Below are 18279 nucleotides of genomic sequence, written 5' to 3'. Positions count from 1 at the left end.
TGAGCCGAACCAGACCAACGACAAGTCACGGAGAACCGCAAACATGAGTCAGCCATTGACAGGCGACGCCGGCGCGCGCCGCGCCGAGAGCGAGTTATACAACGACGATCTCGCGCCAACCGGCGCTGCGCAACGCACGTGGCGCTGGTATCACTTCGCGGCGCTTTGGGTGGGCATGGTGATGAATATCGCCTCGTATATGCTCGCGGCCGGTCTCACCGAGCAGGGCATGTCGCCCTGGCAGTCCGTGCTCACGGTGCTGCTCGGCAATCTCATCGTGCTCGTGCCGATGCTGCTGATCGGGCACGCCGGCACGAAATACGGCATTCCCTACGCGGTGCTGGTGCGCTCCTCGTTTGGCACGCAGGGGGCGAAGCTGCCGGCCATGCTGCGCGCCATCGTGGCATGCGGCTGGTACGGCATCCAGTCGTGGCTGGGCGGCAGCGCGATCTATACGCTCGCCAATATCCTCACGCACAACGCGCTCGTGGGCGACGCACTGCCGTTTCTCGGCATCTCCATCGGCCAGGGCGCTTGCTTTCTCGTGTTCTGGGTGCTGCAACTCTATTTCATCCTGCACGGCACCGATTCGATCCGCTGGCTCGAAAGCTGGTCCGCGCCCATCAAGGTTGTGATGTGCGTGGTGCTCGTGTGGTGGGCGTGTTCGAAGGCGGGCGGCGTGGGTTCGATGCTCTCGCAACCTTCCCAGTTCGCCGCGGGCGGCAAGAAGGCGGGTCTCTTCTGGGCGACGTTCTGGCCGAGCCTCACGGCGATGGTGGGCTTCTGGGCCACGCTAGCGCTCAACATTCCCGACTTCACACGCTTCGCGAAAACCCAAAAGGATCAGTTCGTGGGGCAGGCCATCGGTCTGCCGATTCCGATGGCGCTGCTTTCGGTGGTCTCCGTGGTCGTGACTTCGGCCACGGTGGTGATTTACGGCAAGGCGATCTGGGACCCTATCGATCTGACGAGCCGCATGGAAGGCGTCGGCGTGGGCATCGCGCTCGTGATCCTCACGCTCGACACGATGTGCTGCAATCTCGCCGCCAATCTCGTGGGACCGGCCTACGATTTTTCGAGCCTCTGGCCCAAGGCGATCTCGTACAAGGCGGGGGGACTCATCACCGCGGGCATTGCCATTGTGATGATGCCGTGGAAGATTCTCGCCACCACGCAGGGCTATATCTTCACGTGGCTCGTTGGCTATTCGGCGCTGCTCGGCCCCGTGGCGGGCATTCTCATCGTCGATTATTTCCTCGTTCGCGGCACGCGCCTGAATACGGCCGAGCTATTCGAGGAGAATGGCGAATACGCGTATACGAACGGCTGGAACCTGGCTGCCGTGATCGCGCTGGTCCTGGGCGTGCTGCCCAACCTGCCGGGCTTTCTCAACACCGCATTCCCGAGCGTGTTTCCCTCTGTGCCGGACGCGTTCAAGAGCATCTACACCTACGCGTGGTTCGTGGGGCTCGCCATTGCGGCGCTTGTTTACGGCGTGATGATGAAGCTCGGCAAGAGCCGGCGCCCGAGTGTTGCGAGCGCATGAAACATTGCAGCGTGAATACGTTCAACTGAAGGAGACTTGGCATCATGGCGATCCTGATTCGAGGCGGCACCATCGTCAATGCGGACCAGAGCTGGCGTGCGGACGTGCTTTGCGAAAACGGCGTGATCCAGGCCGTGGGCGAAAACCTCGACGCGCCCGCGGGCGCGACCGTGGTCGACGCGGGCGGCCAGTACGTGATGCCGGGCGGCATCGACCCGCACACGCACATGGAACTGCCGTTCATGGGCACGACGGCAAGCGACGACTTCTACACGGGCACGGCGGCGGGACTCGCGGGCGGCACGACGTCGATTATCGACTTCGTGATTCCGAACCCGAAGCAGCCGCTCATGGACGCGTTTCGCGAGTGGCGAGGCTGGGCCGAAAAGGCCGCCGCCGACTACGGCTTTCACGTGGCGGTCACATGGTGGGACGACAGCGTGCATCGCGACATGGGTCTGCTCGTGAACGAACACGGCGTGTCGAGCTTCAAGCACTTCATGGCGTACAAGAACGCCATCATGGCCGACGACGAAATTCTCGTGAATAGTTTCGCGCGCTCGCTCGAACTGGGCGCACTGCCGACCGTCCACGCCGAAAATGGTGAACTCGTGTTCCAGTTGCAGCGGCAACTGCTTGCGCGCGGCTTCACGGGGCCCGAGGCGCACCCGCTTTCAAGGCCGCCCGAAGTGGAAGGCGAGGCGGCCAACCGCGCGATTCGCATTGCGCAGGTGCTGGGCGTGCCCGTGTACATCGTCCACGTATCGGCGAAGGATGCGCTCGAAGCGATCGCCCGCGCGCGCAGCGAAGGGCAGCGCGTGTTCGGCGAGGTGCTAGCCGGGCATCTGGTGATCGACGAAGCGGTCTATCGCGACCCGGACTGGACGCGTGCCGCCGCGCATGTCATGAGCCCGCCGTTCCGAACGAAAGAGCATCGCGACGCGCTCTGGCGCGGGCTGCAAGGCGGGCTGCTGCATACCACGGCAACCGACCACTGCGTGTTTTGCGCTTCGCAGAAGGCAATGGGCCGCAACGATTTCACAAGGATTCCGAATGGATGCGGCGGTGTGGAAGATCGCATGGCCGTGCTGTGGGATCAGGGCGTGAACACGGGGCGGCTCACGCCGAACGAGTTCGTGCGGGTGACCTCCACCAACGCTGCACAGATCTTCAACCTGTACCCGCGCAAGGGCACGGTGGCCGTCGGCGCCGACGCCGACCTCGTCGTCTGGGATCCACAGGCTTCGCGTACGATCTCGGTGAAGACGCATCATCAGAACGTCGACTTCAACGTCTTCGAAGGCATGACAGTGCGCGGTGTGCCCACACACACGGTCTCGCAAGGCGAACTCGTGTGGGCGAACGGCGATCTGCGCGCGCGGCGCGGCGCAGGGCGCTACCTGAAGCGGCCGGCGAATCCCGGCTATCATCAGGCGTCGCGGCTCGCGAAGAGCCTGAAGGAGACACAACCCATGCATCGGGAGGGAGACGCGCCCAACTAGGCGCCAACGGCCGGTGCGCAGCGGCCGCACCGGCACTGGATTCGTTCGGCTGCGTCTCGGCGTATCACTCGCTGAGGTCTAGCCACGCAGCCTTGGCGGCCGCGAACGTGTCCTGGCCAATCAGCGTCGGGACCGGGGACGACGCGCTTGGCCAATCACGAATCACAAGCGGTGATTCTGTATCTTTTGTTGTTAATGGTTTTATATACGATTGAAAATGGAAAGTCGTTCAATAGGGCGCTGATGAGCGATTCGTTGTTGCAATAGATTTCCTCTGGTCCAATCGTTTGGATGGCACCCAGGATTGATTGGCTATCACCCTGGAATTCAAGGCGGCAATCTACCCTCCATTCCTGTTTCAGGTTCAAGGGGTAGGAGGAGTCGTCGATGGCGAGGATCTTTTTATAACGTTGATCGTCGATCAACGCTGCTTCCGCCTTCACGAAATCATCGACGCACTGGCGGCTGGTGACATATCTCTCCCAAGGCAAGATTGCGTGCACCGAAGAGCAGTCTTTGCAGTAGTCGGCCTGTGTTCTGCTGTTGACGTGGTGCACGAGGGTGAGCACCCTGATCAGTGACTCATCTTGAACAAAAGAAAGCAAATAGTCGTAGCAGTTGGCCAGCGTATATCCCACGCCGGCGACATCGTCCACCAGCAAGATTCTCTTGCCTTCCTCGATGCAGGCGTTGACGAGATCGAACACCTTCCTGTTATTGATTTCAGCTTTCGCTTCCTGGCGATCGTAGTGTATGAAGTCAACGGGAATGCCCAGCATCTGCGAAAGCATCAGCGCGGGCATGGCGCCGCCGCGCAAGATGCCGAGTATCAAACCTACGTTTTCCTGCGCCAGTTTCTCCCTTTGGGACAGGCAAAAAGTCTCTATGTCGTCGTAGCCATAGAAGTAGATGGGGAAGCTGGCAAATTCGGTGTCCATCTATCTTTGCTCCGTATCGGCGTGCGCAGGCTATGGCGCTCAGGCATGGCGTCGTTTCGCTTACAGCGATAGCGGCAACGCAAGATGCCGAGCGTACATCAGATCGCGATGTTCGAGCAAAATGGGATCGAGCGCCGCGTCGGTCTGCGCATCGCGCGTTTCGAAAGCGGTCCTCACGCTCGCGACCATCGGACACACGTCATGCGGTAGCGGGCGCAAGAGCCCGAGAACGCTCGCACTGTAGACATCGACCGCAGTCACTGCATTGCCGATGTAATACGAAGACCCAGCCTTGCGCTGCGCCTTCAGGCGCGCCGCCAGCATCCCCAGCACGGCGCTCACGCGGCCGCTCGCAGCCGCGCCGGCCTCGGGGCTGTACCCGTACTTCTTGCCCAGATATTGCGCGACCCTCTCGGGGAAGCCTCCGCTATTATGCAAACCCGCATGAATGAGTTGCAGACGGCGAGACCACCCCAAACCGCTCTCACCGCACAGTTCATGCGCAAGGCCAAAAGCCAGCGCCCGTTCGGCGGGATCCTCGGGCAATAACGAAGGTGTGGGCGCCAGCCGTTCCGCGAGCAGGAGAATATCGGCCCAACCGCGGCGCGGCCGCTCCTGCCCGAACACGAGCACGGGCGCACTTAGTTCGCCGGCCCACTGCTTCAGTGTTTCGCTGTCGTAGGCGAGCCGCACGGCAGCCCATTCGATACCCTTGATGTGCAGGATGCCCTTGGCCGCTTCGCTCCAGGGGCTCGGCACGCCACCGACCACGACCATACGCAAGCCGTCGCGCTGGACGGCTGTTTCGACGTCGATATATTCGAACGGCATGGACTGGTTTCCTCAAGGCTAAGTGTGCGACGCGTTGCCTTGCTTGAGCGTCGGATCGAGCAACGCATCCTTGACGTTGAACGAAGAGGCTTGCCCGAGCTCAGCGTAGTGATTTTTGAGCCACACGTCCGCCACCTCGCGTCCCCGGTCGAACAGTGTTTTGAGCAACGACCAGGACGTGCTGCTCTTGGAGACGAAGCCGAACTTCGCAAGAAAGTCGTCGTCGCGAATCAGGTGAAATCTCACGGTCTTGAAGCGGCTCTTGCTCGCGGCCTCCTCGCCAACCGAGTCGAGCACACGGTTGACCGCTTCGATCGCGTTGATCTCCAGCACCACGGAAGCATTGAAACCGATTTCGTTGAGCCGGTCCAGAATGCCGCGCGCATTTTTCGGCGGCATGTCGTGGCGCACGAACGGATTCACGAGGATCAGGATCAGGTCCTGCGCGTGGGCGATCAACGGCGCCAAAGGCGGATTGCCCAGATAGCCGCCGTCCCAGTACGGCACGCCCTGGACGTTCACGGTGCGGAATTCGCCAGGCAGGCACGCGGAAGCACGCAGCACATCGACGGATATTTCGGGCTGCGTAAAGATGGCGCGTTCGTTGGTCCGCACATCGGTCGCGCAAATAAAGAGTTGGGGCGCGCTGCTCGTCGTATTGAGCGTTGCGAAATCGGTTTCTGGGAGCGCGGAGCGGATCACCGGGCCCAGCGGATCGCGATAAAAGGGATTGTCGTAAGGGGACGCGACGAGCCCCACGATCTCCGTCAGGATGGCGCCAGGACTCCAGTTGATATTCCAGCCGCCGAACGGCCCCGGCTCCGAAAAGCCGAAAAGCGCATTGCCGGCCTGCTCCCCGGCGCGCGACACCGCTTCCCAGAAGGTGCGCAACCTGTCGCGCGCTTGCGTTGCGCCACCGCTCGCGAGGCCGGCCGCGCAAAGCGTCGCGTTGATTCCGCCCGCGCTTGCACCGCTGATCGCCTCCACATGGAATGGCGTCCCCTGCGAAGTCGATTCGAGCAACCGGTCGAGCACGCCCCACGTGAACGCACCGTGCGAGCCGCCGCCTTGCAGGGCAAGCGCGACGTTGGGGCCGGACTGTTGCGCGCCGCTCGGGGCTTCCTTAGTGGCCATGGCTCCTCTCTCGTCGTCATCGCGGTGCTGGCAATCGTACGCGCGAGTGGCAATGCGCGTGCTGCGAATGCCGCGTCAGGAGCCGGTAAGGAAGGGCGGCGCGACCTTCAGCGCATGCGTCATCAGGGCCAGCGCCACGCGCTCGCCAGCCGGATCGGCCGGAATGCGTCCGTCGAGCGCGAGCGTCGCCAGGCCGTGAACGAGCCCCCAGCAGGCGAGCGCCCCCGCCTCGACCCAATGCGGCGCCAGTTCCGCCACCCGGCGCGCCATCAGCGCATACGCGCCCCGGCAATCCTCATGGGGCAGCGCGAGCCCCGCACCATCGGCGAACATCAGCCGGAACAGCGCAGGATGCGCGCGGGCGAAGCCAACGTAGGCCAGGCCCTGCGCGGTGAGCGCTTCGCTGGCGTCGTCCGCCTCATCGGCGCGCGCGGCGTCTGCCTCCAGCATGGCGAAGCCCTTGAGCGCGACCGCGCCCATCAGTGCCGCCTTGTCTTCGAAATGACGATAGGGCGCCATCGCCGAAACGCCGGCTGCCCGCGCAACCGCGCGCAAGCTCACGTCGCTTTCGCCCTGTTCGAGCAAGGCTAGCGCGCAGTTGACCAGCCGGTCGCGAAGGGACACCAGAGAGTCGCTCATTGATGTTTACACTGTAATCATTCGGGTCTATGCTTACAGCGTAAACATCCGGGAGCCGCCATGCAAGCCTCCGTCACGCGCAGGTCCGTCGATCTCAGCGCCTATCCGCATCTTGTGGTCATCATCCTGGGCTTTCGCGTGCGGCGGTTGCGAGGGATCGCTACCTTGTTTGGCATCGGCAAAGGCTTGCGGCAAATCGAGTTGAACCCGCCCGCAGGATTGCTCTCGAGCGAACAGTTCCTTTTCGCCCTCAATCATGTCGGTATCCGCCAGTATTGGCGCGACCTCGAAAGCCTTGAGGCCTTTACGCGCAGCGCGCCGCATTCGCGCTGGTGGGGCGAGTTTCTGCGCGACAGCGGGGGCGCGGGCTTCTGGCACGAAAGCTATAGCCGGCAAGGCATGGAGGCGGTTTATATCGACATGCCGGGGCCCGTGGGCTTCGATCGCTTTGCGCCGGCGCGCCAGCCAACTGGACCATTCATGACCGCGCGAAAGCGCATGGCGGCGGACTAGACCGCCGCGCCATTCACCCCGCCGGATGTCGCGCCACCGGCCTGCCGCAGCCACTTTCCGAAGCGCCATGGTTATCGAACACCTCGATATCCTCGTGCAGAATGCGCCGGATTTCAAAAATTGCCTCAGGGGTCTCCTGAACGCTATGTCCCGAAACGATCACCTTTTCGGAGAGCGCGCCGTCGAGGTGCGCGCTGCGATAGGGGACGACGCCATCATCGGAATCCTCGAGCGGACCCGTTTCGCGGCGCCTCGCAATAATCGAGTGAAAGCACACATCCGGGCTGATCGGCAGCCTTGATATCGACTGGATGATCGGATCGGTTTCCCGCAACTGCTCAATGCTGTTGGGAACATGGATGGTCTGTCCGGCCCGCTGGCTGCTGTCCGCGTTCGTGGCGCTCTGGAGCATCTCGTCGATTTCCTTGAGCAGCGTGAACGGCAAACGCACCAGGTTCGCGACCCAGCGAGAAAGGCGGTTGCTCGCGAACGGCGTGCCACGGTGTGGTGTGGCGATGAAGATCGCGCGCTCGACCTGCGGCATGGGCGTAAAGCGCAGCAGACGATTGATCCGCTCGTCCTCGCGAACGAGGTCGACACCTTCGGGCAGGTATTTGTTCTGGATGGTTACCCACAGAATATCGTCGGAACTCGAAACGAGCAGTCGTGCGAGCACACCGCCCATGCTGTGCCCGATCAGCACCATGCCGTGCGATGCGGGCAGCTCGCCTGCGGGATCGAAATGCGCGAGCGTCATTTGCACTGCCTGCCGTATTCTCGCGAGGTTCACGAGAATGGGCACGTTGGTCGGGTAGTAGACCTGCCAGACCTGGAAATGCTCGCGAAGCATTTCGTCGCCCTGAATGTCGTTGGCGACGTTGACCCATGCCTCGGGACTGCTGGCCAGGCCGTGCAACATCAGGACGATGCGCCGGTCCGGGTCGAATGGCTGCATCATGTAAATGCGCGGACGATCGATGCCTCTCGTGCGGCCGAGCAGCGAACGCAAGGACTGCCTGGCAAAGCCGGAGCGAGCAAGCCAGATGCCATAGCCCGCGCTGAAGTTCGCCGCGAGCGGCACGGTCTGGCCATTCATTTCGACGCTCTCTACACGATACGGATCGTAGGCGGAGAAGACCACGTCGTGCGTATCGAGCACTTGCTCGAGCGTGCCGTTGCCAAACTTGAGCAGCGCGGTGACATTCGGCGAAGGCATTTCATTGAACGGACGCGAGCCGGGTGCGAACCACAGGCTTGCGCCTGCGCTGGTATTGCCGTTGCCTTCGGTGGTTGTCGCGCCGCTTGCGGCGCTGTCTGTCGTCGCGCTATCCGGGTCGGGTTGGGCGGCCTGTGTGACCGCGACCAGTTCCGCACCCAGGCCGTCACGGCGGTAAGTGTTGTGCAGTCCCGCGAATGAGAGCCCCGAGGCGGGAATGACTTCGCTGAGTTCGCGTACGCCCTCGGGCAGCCGGACTTCTCTCAGGTCGATGCGAATGGTCCAGCCTGCGATGAACTGCTTTTCCGGATCGCGATTGCCGGTGTTCCTTTCAGAAGTGCCGCGCAGGAACAGCGCACCGGCAAGCTCCTGGACCGCATAGTTGTAGTAGTCGCGAACCTGCGTCTGGCGATCCTCGAAAGCCCGTTCGCCAGCCGTGCGCTGCCCGAGAAAGAGGAACGCGTACGCGTAGCGCGCCGTCTTGAGCCACGAATCGAATTGCGCGTCGCTCCATGGGCTGCCGGCGGCCGGCGTTTGCGCAAGCGCCATCTGGAGCGATAACTCGGCGAGGCTGGCGAGGCGCTGGTCGGGATTGAGTCCGCCGACGGTTGCGATCGTGTCGATGCACGCTTGCGGCGCGCTCTGGCACGAACCTTCGTCGAGGGCCGCAACCCGCAGCGTGGCCTGCGTCGCCGCGCTCAATTGGCCGGTCGAGAGAATATCCCCCCGACGCATGGCAAAGTATTGCTGCGGGCCGAGCGAGTTCACGCGCACCATGGCGCAGCCGGACAGCAGCGCGGCAGCGAAAAGGGCCAGCAGTTGGGCCGACAGCAGGCACCGCGACATGCGTGATGAGTAGAGGCGCGTCATAAGGGATCCAGGCCATTCGCGCGGGCGCGCACAAGCGTGCGGCGAAATGGGGGACGGCGCAGTGCTGTGGCCGGCAGACCGATATATACCAGCCTGATCTGGATTGCGTCCGCACAGTGATCCGCGGCGGGAGGGCAGGCGCTCTCCTGAGTTGACTGCCGCGCCTGGCACAAACAGACTCTAGTCACCGTCGATCCACACGGGAGCGATCTTGGCCAACCCCGAAAGCGCGCCCAAGGGCGCACACGTCATCGCTGCGCAGGCGAGCCCATGCGACGAACTCCTTATCCGCACGCAGCCCTCGGCCGTTGACCGTCCATGCCAGCGCAAGCGTCTCGCGCTCGCGGCGACGATCCTGGGTTCGAGCATGGCGTTTATCGACGGCTCGGTCGTCAATGTCGCGCTGCCGTCCATTCAGAGCGAACTCGGTGCGAGCGTCGCGGCGATGCAATGGGTCGTCAACGCGTATTTGCTCTTTCTCGGCTCCCTCGTGCTGGTCGGCGGGGCGATGGGGGACAAGCTTGGCCGCCGCACGGTGTTCATCGCGGGCATTGCGCTGTTTACGCTCGCGTCGGCCGCTTGCGGCCTCGCGCCGAATGCGGCGGCGTTGATCGCCGCGCGCGCGGTGCAAGGCATCGGCGCGGCGCTGCTCGTGCCCAGCAGTCTTGCGATCATCGGCGCGGTGTTCGACGACGAGGCGCGCGGAAGGGCGATCGGCACCTGGGCGGGCGTCGGCGCGATCACGTCGGCGGTGGGGCCCGTGGCGGGAGGCTGGCTCGTCGACGCGTTTTCGTGGCGCGCGATCTTTTTCCTCAACGTCCCGCTTGCCGCGCTCACGATCGCGCTCGCCATGGCGTCGGTGCCCAACAGTCACCGGCTCGATGCGCCAGGGCAACTCGACTGGCCCGGCTCGCTGGCCGCCGCAGGAGGACTCGCCGCGCTCACGTTCGGGTTGACGCAGGCGTCGGCGCGAGGCTTCCAGCATCCGCACGTATTGGGGGCGATTGCCGCCGGCGTGCTCGTGCTCGCCGCATTCGTGATGATCGAAGCCCACAGCGCTAACCCGATGATGCCGCTCGACGTGTTCCGTTCGCGTGATTTCACCGGCGCGAATCTCGTCACACTGCTGCTTTACTTCGGGCTCGGCGGCGCGTTCTTCTTCCTGCCGTTCACGCTGATCCGCGCGCATGGCTACACCGCGACCGAAGCGGGCGCGGCGCTGCTGCCGGTCCCCGTCATTATCGGTTTGCTATCGCGCTTCACCGGCGGCCTGACGAGCCGCTTCGGTTCGCGCGCGCTGCTGAGCGTTGGACCGGCCATCGCAGGAATCGGGTTCACGCTGCTGGCGTTGCCGTTCGCGCGCGGCAGCTATTGGGCCGGATACTTCCCTGCGCTCGCGGTGCTCGGCCTCGGCATGACGATCACGGTCGCTCCGCTTACGACGACCGTGATGGGCGCAGTGTCGAGCGAGCGCACCGGCGTCGCGTCCGGCATCAACAACGCCGTTGCGCGTGTGGCGAGTCTGCTGGCGGTGGCGGTGCTCGGCATCGTGTTCGTGTGGTCGCATCACGCGGCGCTGGCGGCGCACCTCGACGCGCTGCACGTGCCGCAGGACGCACGCCAGACCGGACAGTTGCTGGAGCCGGACGGGCAAGGCGGGACGACATCGGGTGGCGCCCAGACGCTGCGCGAAACGCCGGTGGCGCGTGCGGAATCGGACGCCATGGTCGACGCGCTGCGCGCCGTCGCCGGTGTGTCCGCCGCGTGTGCGTTCGCTGGAGCGGCGATTGCGGCCGTTGCCATCCAGCCGCGCAAGCGCTAGATACTTCGATATCCGAAATAAAAATAGTGTGACGATGCGCGCGTTGCCGCGCCTGGTCGGCCATCAGGCGATCCGGACGGAACTGTTCGAAGCGCATCCGGCGAGCGCAATCGATCTCGATGTTCGCGGGTCACGCTGGGATGGCGAGCTGGCTTCCGGACATCGGTAGCCCTCGCAGGGTCGCCCAAACAACCGCGGCACGCGGGTCGCGTCAAGTCTTACGTGCACTTTTAGCGTGCAAACTCACGCCGGTAGAGGTCCGCTATCGGACGAAAGTCCGATAGCTCCAGAACCCTCGCTCGTCTAATCTTGGGGCACTCGGTGGGTGGCGAGGGGTTGCGACTTGCCATGGGAGCTCGCGACTGACCGGCACTGACGATCCTTTCGTGAGGGCTCGGGGACACGCAGCGCGCTCGCCGGGTTTTGCGAGGGATGGCGACGACATCGGGGTACGTGATGACGCTCGGGAAGGGCCATGAACCTTGAACGGCTGTTAGGCGGTCTGCGAAAGTCCATGCTGAGCGTCGCCGCGCTGGTTGCGCCGATGGTGGCGGGATTCTTCGTGGTGCATCTCTCGTATTCGCTGCTTTCGCCACGCTCTGACGCTATCCTCGACGGCGCGTTGATGTTCCTGCTTGCCGCGCTGGTGCTGGTGACGTCGCGCCGGATGGATCTGCTCGTGCAGCTCGCCGCATTGGGCCTGCTGTTGAGCATGACGGTATGGTCCTACAGCGATATCTACGTGCGCATGGGGATCGTCGAAGGGGTATCGACCATTGTTCACGACAGGGAAAGCGCTCTGTACTTCAGCATCATCACATTTACGACCGTCGGTTACGGCGACTACCATCCCACGCTGGATGGCCGCATGGTCGCGGCCACGGAGGCGCTTACGGGCTACGTGTTCTTCGGCGTGTTCATTTCAATGCTTTCGACGTATATCGCCGTACACAATGTACGGACCGCCCGTGACGGCAACCCGTAACGAACTTGTCACATGCGTCTGCCAGTGTGTTCGGAGATAGTATCCGTGCCCGCTTTACTGTTTCGCGCGTAACTGTTCACTATATTCGTAAGCATTCCTTTCATTCAATCGTTCTGCGCAAGATGTCCTGATTTCCCTGTCGTCGCTCGGTATTGAGACTCGTTTTTCGTAAGTCCAGCTTTGGAAAGTTCGCCTGTTATGCGAAGCGACTCGCCCGGCATTGCCATGCATGGACGTGTCGCCGATGTCTGCGTCCGCCCGGACCCTCGAGGCAGCGGACGTGTCCTCTCCCACTCGTTCGCGGACAAGAAGGTGATGCAATGACCGACGTAGCCAATCAATACGCTCGTTGCCAGGAAATCGGCGGCAAAGTTACCCGGCTCCTCGCAAAGCGATCCCAACTAGCGCAATCCCAATTCAGCGAGCGCCTGGCCGACGCGGCGGGGCGGCTGGGCAAGAGTGACAAGCCCGCATCGGCTGGCCCTGCATGCGCAACCGCGTTCGACCCCTGGGCCGGTTACCGCTATGCGGTGGATGTCGCCGAGCGTTCTGTCCTCTTTTGGGACACCTTGCGTCAGCGTGGCAATGGTTTCGTGGACCAGGCGCGCAATGGTCTTCAACCCGTCCTTCATTTCGACCACGAACTCGTGATCGACGGCCGCACGCTCGCGCGGCCGGTCAACTACGCGCTCGTGCGCCTGCTGCCGCCCGACGGTGTGGTCATCGATGTTAGTAAGCGTCCGTATGTGATCATCGACCCGCGCGCTGGGCACGGACCCGGCATAGGCGGTTTCAAGGACGATTCGCAGGCGGGTGTGGCGCTGAAGGCTGGCCACTTCGTGTACTTCGTCATCTTCTTTCGCGACCCGGAACCTGGCCAGACGCTGCTCGATGTCTGCGCGGCGGAAGAGCAATTCATACATAAGGTATGTGAGCTGCATCCGGACAGCCCGAAGCCGGCGATCGTCGGGAACTGCCAGGGCGGCTGGGCCGCCATGATGCTGGCGAGTTCCGACCCGGACCATACAGGACCGCTCGTCATCAATGGCGCGCCAATGTCCTACTGGAGCGGCGCGTGGAGCGAAGGCGAGGGCGACAACCCGATGCGCTACTCCGGCGGCATGCTCGGCGGCACCTGGCTCGCCTCACTGACCGCGGATCTCGGCAACGGCAAGTTCGACGGCGCGCATCTCGTGCAGAACTTCGAAAACCTCAATCCCGCGAACAGCCTTTGGGACAAGTACTATCACCTGTTCGACAACGTCGATACCGAGCCGCCGCGCTTCCTCGACTTCGAGCGCTGGTGGGGCGGCTACTATCTGATGAACCGCGAGGAGATCGAGTGGATCACGCGCAACCTGTTCGTCGGTAACAAGCTCTGGTCGGGCGAGGTTCGCGGTCTCGACGGGGCCGCGTTCGACCTGCGGGAAATCAAGTCGCCGATCATTCTCTTCGCATCGCTTGGCGACAACATCACGCCGCCCCAGCAGGCATTCAACTGGGTGGCCGACATCTACGGCAGCACCGAGGAAATCAAGGCGCGCGGGCAGGTGATCGTCGGGCTCGTGCACCAGAGCATCGGCCATCTCGGCATATTCGTTTCGGGCAAGGTGGCGAAGAAAGAGCACCAGCAGATCGCATCCGTGCTCGAAGCGATCGAAGCTTTCCCGCCCGGTCTTTACGGCATGGAGATTGCCGAGCGCCGGGGCGAAGACGGAAAGACGGAGTATGACGTGTCGTTCCGCGAGTACCGGCTCGAAGATATTGCCGAGCGCCTGAACCGGTTCGAGCGCGAGGACGAACAGCCGTTCGAGGCCGTCGAACGCGTATCGGAGTTGAACCAGCGCGCCTACGAGCTATTCCTGCAGCCCTGGGTGCGGGCGTTGTCGAACGAAACGACGGCGAAGCTGCAGCGGCAGTTTCATCCACTACGCGCGCAACGCTGGGCGTTATCTGATCTGAATCCGTGGCTCGCATGGCTCGGCCCGACCGCAGAGGCGATCAGGGCAAAGCGGGCCGACGAAACGCACGAGGACGGCCGCCTAAAGGCGTTCGAGCACTATGGCTCGGAAATGATCAGTGCCTCGCTCGACTACTATCGCGCGATGCGCGACGCCATGACGGAAAACGCGTTCTTTTCCTTCTACGGAAACATGTTCGCCGTCGAAGGCGGCGACGAGGCGCAGGCCAGACCCGCTGCGGCGGCCGGAGACCATCGCGATCTGCCCTACGTGAGGGAGGCGTTGGCGTCGATGAGCGAGGGCGGCTACACGGAGGCGCTTGCTCGCGCCGCTTGCCTGCTCGCGCGCCGGGGCGAACCGCTCCCGCTTGCCCGGCTTGCCCTGCGGCGCGAACTCGCGAAAGACTACGCCGCTTATCTGCCCCAGCTTCCCGGCGACCAGTGGAGGCGCGTGCGCGGTGAGCAGGAAATCATCGTGCGCTACGAGCCGGAGCAGGCGCTCGCCACGTTGCCGCATCTGCTGGAAGACCGCAAAGACCGGGAGAAGCTGCTCGAACTGGCCGAAAAGCTGCTGGCCGACCGGCGCGTTCAGGAAGCTGGGCCGACTGCTGCCCAGCTCAGCATGCTCGACAGGATCCGTTCGTCCCTGCCGCTGGAACATGAGCCCGCGACACGGTCTGCCGCAACGATGCGCGCGGTTCCTGGAGCACGGCCCGAGCGCATGACACCGGGGCTCAAGGAGGCATCGTGAATCGTGAACACGAAAAGTACGACCGGCTGATCGCCATTTGCCGGTCTCTGCCGCCGCTGGCCACCGCTGTGGCGCATCCGTGCGATCGAAGCTCTCTGGAAGGCGCGCTGCAGGCGAAGGAACTCGGCCTGATTGCACCGGTTCTCGTGGGGCCGCGCGGACGCATCGAAGAGGTAGCGGAAAGAGAGGACCTCGATATCACGGGCTGCATGATCGAGGATGCGCCGCACAGTCACGCTGCCGCAGCACGGGCCGTTGAACTGGTGCACGAAGGACGCGCGCAAGCGCTGATGAAAGGCAGCCTGCACACGGACGAACTCATGGGCGCCGTCGTCAGTCGGGAAGGCGGGCTCAGAACGGAGCGCCGCGTCAGCCATTGTTTCGTGATGGATGTGCCGGCGCACGAGAGCGCGCTGATCATCACCGACGCCGCGATCAACATCGCGCCCACGCTGGCCGAGAAGGCCGACATTCTGCAGAACGCAATTGACCTGGGGCACGCGCTGCGGTTTCCGGAAGTGCGGGTGGCGCTCCTCTCGGCGATGGAGACGGTCAATCCCAAGGTGCCATCCACGATCGAAGCCGCGGCCTTGTGCAAGATGGTCGACCGTCGCCAGATCACCGGCGCGCTGGTGGACGGTCCGCTGGCGCTCGACAATGCCATCGATCCCGAAGCGGCGCGAATCAAGGGTATCGATTCGCCGGTGGCCGGACGCGCGAACGTGCTCATGGTGCCCGATCTGGAGGCGGGCAACATGCTGGCCAAGAGCCTGTCGTTCCTGGCCGGCGCGGATGCCGCTGGCATCGTGCTTGGCGCGCGGGTGCCGGTGATCCTGACAAGCCGTGCGGATTCCGTCGTCACGCGGCTCGCCTCGTGCGCGGTGGCTTCGCTCGTGGCCGAACAGCGCAGGGAAGCTGCGCGGGTAATGGGGTAACGCAATGGCCGACGTCATTCTCGTTCTCAACGCCGGTTCTTCGAGCATCAAGTTCAGCGCGTTCAATGCGCAGCCGGAAGATCTGCCGCTGGTCATGCGCGGCCAGATCGAAGGGCTGCTTTCTGCGCCACGCTTCGTCGCGTTCGACGGGAAAGGCGAGCAGACCGGTAACAAAGACTGGGGTCATCAACCCCTTGGGCATGAGGAGGCTGTTGCACACATCGCCCAGTTCCTGCGCAGCCATCGCGACGGCAACCGGGTCGTTGCCGTCGGGCATCGCGTGGTGCATGGCGGCCAGAAATTCTCGCAACCCGTGGCCGTCACGCCCAGTGTGCTCGATGAGCTCGAGAAGCTCGCACCGCTCGCACCGCTGCATCAACCTCACAACCTGAAGCCGATTCGCGTCATCGCCGAGCGCAACCCGGATGTGCCACAGGTCGCGTGTTTCGACACGGCGTTTCACGCAACACAGCCTGCGCTCGCCTCGACGTTTGCGCTGCCGGCCGCGTTGACGGAGCAGGGCGTGCGGCGATACGGTTTCCACGGTCTGTCGTATGAGTACATCGCCCGGACGCTGCCGCAAGTCGCTCCCGATGCTGCGAAGGGCCGCACGGTAGTCGCCCACCTCGGTAATGGCGCGAGCATGTGCGCGCTGGATGCGGGCCGCAGTGTCGCGAGCACGATGGGCTTCACCGCGCTCGACGGACTGCCCATGGGCACGCGCAGCGGCAATCTCGATCCCGGCGTCATTCTCTATCTGCAGGACGAACTGAAAATGAACACGCGCGGCGTGGAGGATTTGCTGTACCGCCACTCGGGGCTGCTGGGTGTATCGGGGATTTCGGGCGACATGCGCACGCTGCTTGCCAGCGACGACGCTCGAGCGGCTTTCGCCATCGACCTGTACACGTATCGCATTGCGCGCGAGCTGGGATCGCTCGCGGCCGCGCTGCAGGGGCTCGACGCGCTGGTTTTTACGGCGGGCATCGGCGAGCACTCGCCCGAGATCCGGCGGCGCGCCTGCGAACGCGCGGGCTGGCTGGGCGTGGAAATCGACAGCATGGCGAACGAAGCGGGTGGCCCGCGCATCAGCACGGCGTCGAGCAAGGTCTCAGTCTGGGTCATACCGACCAACGAAGAACTCATGATCGCCCGTCATACGCGGGAAGTGGCGGACGTCGCGTGAATCTGCAGGATTGCCGAGGGAGAGTCTAATGAGCCTGAGCATTCAACATCCGGTCCTCACGGGAAAGAAGGCGCTGGTGACGGGTATCGCCAACGAACATTCGATTGCCTATGGTTGTGCGAAGGCGTTCCATGAAGTGGGCGCCCATCTTGCGATCACCTATGCCGACGAGAAAGCAAGATCCTATGTCGAGCCGATCGCAAAAAACCTCGAGGCGCCCATTTTCATGCCGTTGAACGTGTCGAAGCATGAAGAGCTGGAGGCGGTATTCGAGCGCATCGCGAGCGAGTGGGGCGAACTCGACATACTCGTGCATTCCGTTGCATGGGCGCCAAAGAGCGATTTGCAGGGAGGGTTGCTCAACTGCTCGGCTGAGGGCTTTGCGGCGGCCATGGATATTTCATGTCATTCGTTCGTGCGGATGGCCCGGCTCGCTGCGCCACTGATGAAGAACGGCGGCTCGATGTTTGCGATGAGCTATTACGGCGCGAACAAGGTCGTTCCCAACTACAACGTGATGGGTCCGGTCAAGGCGGCGCTGGAAGCGTGCGCGCGCTATCTGGCGTATGAACTGGGTCCGCAGCAGATTCGCGTGCACGCCGTGTCGCCCGGTCCCCTGAAAACCCGTGCGGCATCCGGCTTGAAGGACTTCGACGTGCTCCTCACACAGGCGGCGGAACGTGCGCCGCTTGGTGAACTGGTCGACATCATGGACGTCGGCTTCACCTGCGCGTATCTCGCGACGCCCTATGCGCGGCGCCTGTCTGGCGAGACACTCTACGTGGACGGCGGCGTTCACATCATGGCGTAGGCGCACGTCACGCACGACCGGCGGCATCGCACAAATCGAGTTGCGCCAATCAGACGCGTGGAGATCCGCTATGGAAAGCTTCCCGAGAAACCGCTCGACGCTGACTGTGCTGGCGCTCCTGCTGACTGGATGCGTCGCCGCCGGCGCGCCACAAAGCGGGCCACATCTGAGCCCAACGGAGTGCCGTGACCTGACTGCGCTTCGAAGCAACGCGTCTCCGACGAAGGCGCAACGACAAAGCGAGCTTTCAGCCCTGAGGAAAGCGGGCTACGATCCTTCACCATGGAACGACGACCCGAATTACCCAGATGATTTACACGCCGCGCAGCACCTGGTCGACCAGTGGTTCAAAACGGATTGCCAGCAGCTTCAACCCGGGTGATACAGAAGGTGTGTCCGTGCGCAGCGTCGCCCCGATGCCGCCCGGATACATAGTCGTGTGGTGACAAAAGCGATTGCCCCTCTGGACCGGTGAATGCGTGCCGGCCAGCGTCAATGCTTTATATATCGTTGCGCCAGGGCTTCGTAAAGCGGCGGCGCGAATAGCCTGGACACCTGGCTCGAAATGAGCGCCGTCGCCATCAACGAGATCACGAGCGCGTGCCCGTCGATCATTTCGATGACGATGACAAACGCTGTA

General features: G+C 63.3%; 15 protein-coding genes and 1 pseudogene. 10 read left to right on the top strand and 6 right to left on the bottom strand.

All coding sequences use genetic code 11. The features are described 5' to 3' along the window. Positions 1-43: 43 nt before the first annotated feature. Together VSR72_RS25010 and hydA are read left to right on the top strand one after the other, a co-directional pair. A complete protein-coding gene (locus tag VSR72_RS25010) occupies positions 44-1546 on the top strand; it encodes an NCS1 family nucleobase:cation symporter-1 (protein WP_342955035.1) in 1503 nt (500 codons plus the stop codon). 44 nt (positions 1547-1590) lie between these two features. Beyond that, positions 1591-3048 carry a dihydropyrimidinase gene (gene hydA / locus VSR72_RS25005; protein ID WP_342955034.1) on the top strand — a complete coding sequence of 486 codons (1458 nt, stop codon included), beginning with the start codon at positions 1591-1593 and terminating at the stop codon, positions 3046-3048. A 155-nt stretch (positions 3049-3203) separates the two neighbouring features. Here hydA and VSR72_RS25000 read toward each other — a convergent pair whose 3' ends face one another. The 4 genes from VSR72_RS25000 to VSR72_RS24985 all read right to left on the bottom strand — a co-directional run bounded on the left by VSR72_RS25000 (position 3204) and on the right by VSR72_RS24985 (position 6590). Then, the gene (locus VSR72_RS25000; RefSeq protein ID WP_342955033.1) at positions 3204-3986 is read right to left on the bottom strand and encodes a phosphoribosyltransferase family protein; all 783 of its coding nucleotides are present in this window, start codon (positions 3984-3986) and stop codon (positions 3204-3206) included. A gap of 60 nt (positions 3987-4046) precedes the next feature. After that, positions 4047-4817: a hypothetical protein gene (locus VSR72_RS24995; protein ID WP_342955032.1), complete on the bottom strand. Its 771-nt coding sequence runs from the start codon at positions 4815-4817 to the stop codon at positions 4047-4049. A gap of 18 nt (positions 4818-4835) precedes the next feature. After that, entirely contained in the window at positions 4836-5951 is a 1116-nt protein-coding gene (locus tag VSR72_RS24990) for a patatin-like phospholipase family protein (RefSeq protein WP_342955031.1), read from the bottom strand. 75 nt (positions 5952-6026) lie between these two features. Continuing rightward, positions 6027-6590 (bottom strand): TetR/AcrR family transcriptional regulator, encoded by a 564-nt coding sequence (locus tag VSR72_RS24985; RefSeq protein WP_342955030.1) that lies wholly within the window; start codon positions 6588-6590, stop codon positions 6027-6029. Between the two features lie 60 nt (positions 6591-6650). Between VSR72_RS24985 and VSR72_RS24980 the strand changes: the two genes are divergently transcribed. Further along, the gene (locus tag VSR72_RS24980) at positions 6651-7103 is read left to right on the top strand and encodes a DUF4188 domain-containing protein (protein ID WP_342955029.1); all 453 of its coding nucleotides are present in this window, start codon (positions 6651-6653) and stop codon (positions 7101-7103) included. 13 nt (positions 7104-7116) lie between these two features. Here the strand turns inward: VSR72_RS24980 and VSR72_RS24975 are convergent, their stop codons facing one another. Next, entirely contained in the window at positions 7117-9189 is a 2073-nt protein-coding gene (locus VSR72_RS24975; protein WP_342955028.1) for an alpha/beta hydrolase, read from the bottom strand. 211 nt (positions 9190-9400) lie between these two features. Here VSR72_RS24975 and VSR72_RS24970 point away from each other — a divergent pair, with 211 nt between their 5' ends. The 7 genes from VSR72_RS24970 to VSR72_RS24940 all read left to right on the top strand — a co-directional run bounded on the left by VSR72_RS24970 (position 9401) and on the right by VSR72_RS24940 (position 18021). Continuing rightward, the gene (locus VSR72_RS24970) at positions 9401-11011 is read left to right on the top strand and encodes an MFS transporter (protein ID WP_342955027.1); all 1611 of its coding nucleotides are present in this window, start codon (positions 9401-9403) and stop codon (positions 11009-11011) included. Between the two features lie 475 nt (positions 11012-11486). Further along, complete coding sequence (locus tag VSR72_RS24965; RefSeq protein ID WP_342955026.1) at positions 11487-11996, top strand: potassium channel family protein; 510 nt, start codon at positions 11487-11489, stop codon at positions 11994-11996. A 320-nt stretch (positions 11997-12316) separates the two neighbouring features. Next, positions 12317-14707 carry a DUF3141 domain-containing protein gene (locus VSR72_RS24960; protein WP_342955025.1) on the top strand — a complete coding sequence of 797 codons (2391 nt, stop codon included), beginning with the start codon at positions 12317-12319 and terminating at the stop codon, positions 14705-14707. Next, complete coding sequence (locus VSR72_RS24955; RefSeq protein ID WP_342955024.1) at positions 14704-15642, top strand: phosphate acetyltransferase; 939 nt, start codon at positions 14704-14706, stop codon at positions 15640-15642. Before VSR72_RS24960 ends, VSR72_RS24955 begins: the two co-directional genes overlap by 4 nt. 4 nt (positions 15643-15646) lie before the next feature. Next, positions 15647-16828: an acetate/propionate family kinase gene (locus tag VSR72_RS24950; RefSeq protein WP_342955023.1), complete on the top strand. Its 1182-nt coding sequence runs from the start codon at positions 15647-15649 to the stop codon at positions 16826-16828. 28 nt (positions 16829-16856) lie between these two features. Continuing rightward, a complete protein-coding gene (gene fabI, locus VSR72_RS24945; RefSeq protein WP_342955022.1) occupies positions 16857-17639 on the top strand; it encodes an enoyl-ACP reductase FabI in 783 nt (260 codons plus the stop codon). Between the two features lie 70 nt (positions 17640-17709). Beyond that, entirely contained in the window at positions 17710-18021 is a 312-nt protein-coding gene (locus tag VSR72_RS24940; RefSeq protein ID WP_342955021.1) for a DUF4148 domain-containing protein, read from the top strand. Between the two features lie 110 nt (positions 18022-18131). Here the strand turns inward: VSR72_RS24940 and VSR72_RS24935 are convergent. After that, a pseudogene (locus tag VSR72_RS24935) lies at positions 18132-18279 on the bottom strand (chloride channel protein); the annotation flags it as partial.

Origin of the sequence: Paraburkholderia sp. JHI869, from assembly GCF_038900775.1 — a bacterium.
Classification (GTDB): domain Bacteria; phylum Pseudomonadota; class Gammaproteobacteria; order Burkholderiales; family Burkholderiaceae; genus Paraburkholderia.
Note: the sequence above shows the minus strand (reverse complement) of the source record. Positions and strands in the feature narration are given on the sequence as shown.